The organism is Liquorilactobacillus vini DSM 20605, assembly GCF_000255495.1.
GTDB classification, from domain to species: Bacteria; Bacillota; Bacilli; order Lactobacillales; family Lactobacillaceae; genus Liquorilactobacillus; species Liquorilactobacillus vini.
Map to the genome: position 1 here is coordinate 1 of NZ_AHYZ01000035.1, position 3,265 is coordinate 3,265.

The 3,265-nt window shown below is 31.8% G+C and carries 4 protein-coding genes; 2 read left to right on the forward strand and 2 right to left on the reverse strand.

Going from position 1 to position 3,265, the window contains the following annotated elements; translation table 11 throughout:
• Positions 1–205, reverse strand: a 205-nt coding sequence (locus tag ON15_RS11920) for a hypothetical protein (RefSeq protein WP_235720419.1), incomplete at its 3' end; no start/stop codon positions are given.
• A gap of 180 nt (positions 206–385) precedes the next feature.
• On the opposite strand from ON15_RS11920, the gene ON15_RS01810 reads away from it, so the two are divergent.
• On the forward strand, positions 386–1,384 hold the full coding sequence (locus ON15_RS01810; protein ID WP_010579761.1) for a LacI family DNA-binding transcriptional regulator: 999 nt from the start codon (positions 386–388) through the stop codon (positions 1,382–1,384).
• A 576-nt stretch (positions 1,385–1,960) separates the two neighbouring features.
• On the opposite strand, the gene ON15_RS01815 is transcribed toward ON15_RS01810, so the two are convergent.
• Complete coding sequence (locus tag ON15_RS01815; protein WP_010579762.1) at positions 1,961–2,272, reverse strand: IS3 family transposase; 312 nt, start codon at positions 2,270–2,272, stop codon at positions 1,961–1,963.
• A 144-nt stretch (positions 2,273–2,416) separates the two neighbouring features.
• Between ON15_RS01815 and istA the strand changes: the two genes are divergently transcribed.
• Positions 2,417–3,265: IS21 family transposase (gene istA, locus ON15_RS01820; RefSeq protein ID WP_026049428.1), on the forward strand; the 849-nt coding region annotated here is incomplete at its 3' end.

A 3,265-nucleotide genomic window follows, 5' to 3' on the forward strand; every position in this document is an offset into this window, starting at 1 on the left:
TAACAGTTATATTAGGATTTTGTTTTTTCAAACTTCGTTGCCATCTGTTTCCAAAACTTAAGTTGCGGCGGATTAGGGGCAGCCCAAAAAGTAATCTTCGTTTGCTTGAAGAGCTTGAAGAAGATGGTGAACTACTACAGCCACCCAAAAGAAGTCCAATAGACGCAAATGAAAGAGCAAATAGTGAAAGTCTTTTCAAATTCATTGAATACTACCTCCTTATTATTTAAGAAAACACGTAAGCGCTTTCTACAAGAATATTGAAACATTAAAACTATTTTTAGTCAAGTTACTTTTTGGGATTACAAACAGTGTTTGTAATCCCATAAACATTGTTATATAATTAATGTATAATTATAATTAAAGAAAGATAAGTGATTATACGTTGAAAAAAATTACCATGCAAACTATTGCAAATAAGTTAAATATTTCTAAAAATTCTGTATCTATTGCTTTAAGGGGAAAAGATGGTGTTAGCAAGGAAACTAGAGAAAGAGTAATTGAACTAGCCAACAAATTGGACTATCATTATTTTAGTAGAAAGAGTAAACAGCATGATACAGTGATTAAAACTTTTGCTTTAGTATCAACAGATTTTACATTGGAATTAAAAAGTTTTTTTGGTGTAATACTTGATGAATTACAAAAGATTATTACATCTAAGCATTACAAATTAGTGATTTTCAAAATATCTAATAAGGAACAGGAAAAAAATGGGCTTCCTGTCGAATTAGCAAGTATTAAATGGGATGGAATCTTCGTTCTTTCATTTATAACAAATGATTACATTAAAAAAATATTGTCTCTAAAAATTCCTGTAATTTTAATTGATTATCATAATTCAGAAATTGAAAGTGACAGTATTCTAACTCAAAATATTGATGGAATGGAAAGGGGTATTGCTTATCTAGCGAGAAGAAAAATTAAATCAATTGGCTTTATTGGAAATACTAATTTTTCTCCCAGCTATTATGAAAGATTAATTGGTTTTTATTCTGGAATTAAGAAATATAATTTACAAGTTAACGAAAATTATGTTATTACTTCAATCCCAGAAGATCACCAAAAAGACCTTTTTAATTACTTAGCTAGCCTTAAAAAAATGCCGGATGCATGGGTAACCGTTAATAACGGATATGGATTAGCTGTTATGTCTTTTCTTCATAGTAAAGGCTATACTATCCCTGAAGATGTTAGTATATTAAGTTTCGATAATACTGACCTAAGTCGAACAAGCCATCCTCAAATGTCAGTTATTGCAACAGATTTAAAGCAAATGGCAAAAGAAGCATTTTCTGCAATGAATTATCGTTTAAAATTTCCTTACAAATCTCATAGACAAATTCTTCTTTTACCAGCATTAATAAAAAGGGAATCTGCATAATCTGCAAATTATAGCTTGGGTAGCAGACTGATTTAAACCAAAATTTCTTGTTATATTTGCCACACTAAATGTTGTGGCAAATTTTTATGAACTTAAGAATATTGCAGCAATTAATTTGACTAGGAAAGTACAGGCAAAATCCTGGACCAAATTTGGAGGAATTTAAATTTTTCTAAAGAAGTGTGACTCAAAGCTGTCAAATTGTTCCTTAAATATAACTGTTCTTATGTAAGCACCTAATAATCGATCGTTCAAAAAAAAGATAATCTTATTTAAGATCAGTTATTAGGTACTTGCATCATCTCAGCTATTGATTACATAATTTTGCTACCTTTTGGTAATAAAATAAAAGCCATCATCAATTTATTTCATTTTTTAAGTGTAGATTTCTGTCAAGAACGTGGACACTTTTTCATAGAATTTCTTTTTTGATATATTTTTAATTCAGTAACACCATGAAGTTAATAATCTCAAGGCAAACCTCTGCGAGGCGCTTCCAGCGGCCTTGACTTATTAACTTCATGGTATTGTTAATGTGGCAGGAAGCAATAAATTGCTTCCACACAAAAACACAACTTAAATACTTCCACTTAGAGCTCGTCGTTCTGCCTCATTTGGCGTAATAAAATTAAGGGCTCCATGAATTCTGCGACTATTGTAAAAGCCTTCAATATATTTGAAAAGCTGGATTCTAGCTGATTTAAAATCTTTGTATTTATCTTTTTGTGGGTAAACATCTTCTTTCTTTAAGGTCGCATGAAATGATTCTATACCTGCATTATCGTATGGACAGCCTTTATGGCTGAAAGAATGTTTGATTTTAAGCTCTTTAAGCCTTGATTCAAACTCGTTACTTGTATATGTTTGTGGCAGAATGAATATACACAAGATTGCACTGCAAAAGTACACAACTTAGAAAGAAATTGTACAGGAAAGGCTTAGAAAATAAAAAAAGCCATTGCTGGCGTCCTAAGTTTCCTCTAAAGTTATAGTTACCATACTTTAACTTGGAGGTAGAAAGGCTTGCTTACAATGACCGATATTAATACTATCAGAAATTTACGAAATAATCACGATAAATCAATTAATCGCATCAGAAAAGAATTAAATATTAATTGGCGAACGGCCAAACGCTATGCTGATACAGATTTTTTTCCTAAAGAAACTCATAAGAAAAAAAGTGGCATGATGTATGTGGAAAAATGGGGATCCATTGTTGGTCACTGGCTTTCGGAGGATTCAAGGCTTCCTAGAAAAAAGCGGCGTACCAATCTTGCTTTGTTTCAAGAGTTGCAGAAGCTTCAGTTTCCTGGATCTTATCGAACTCTCTGTGCCTTTATTCAGGAATGGAAAGCAACACACTACAATGAATTTAAAGAAGATCAAGGCTTTGAAAGATTGGAACATCCACCAACTGAAGCTCAGTTGGATTTTGGAACAATGGAGGTGGTTTATCAGGGAGCTTTTAAGGATATTAAAATACTAGTTTTAACATTTCCTTTTAGTAATACTGGCTTTGCAGTAGCTTTACCAGCTGAAAATCAAGAATGCCTTTTAGAAGGAATGAAGATACTATTCAAACAAGCTGGTGGAGTTCCAAAAAAAATACGAATTGATAATATGTCCACTGCTGTGGTACAACGAAAATCAAAATTCAAACCTGCGGTTTTAACTGATGGTTTTCAACAATTTGCCAATCATTATGGCTTTGAAACTCAAATTTGTAATCCTCGAAGCGGTAATGAAAAAGGAAGTGTTGAAAATAAAGTTGGTTATATTCGCTATAACTTTTTTGTAACTAGTCCAATTATGAAAGACTTTGATACTTTAAATCATGACCTTGAGATTCAATTAATTCAAGATCGTAAACGCATGCATTAT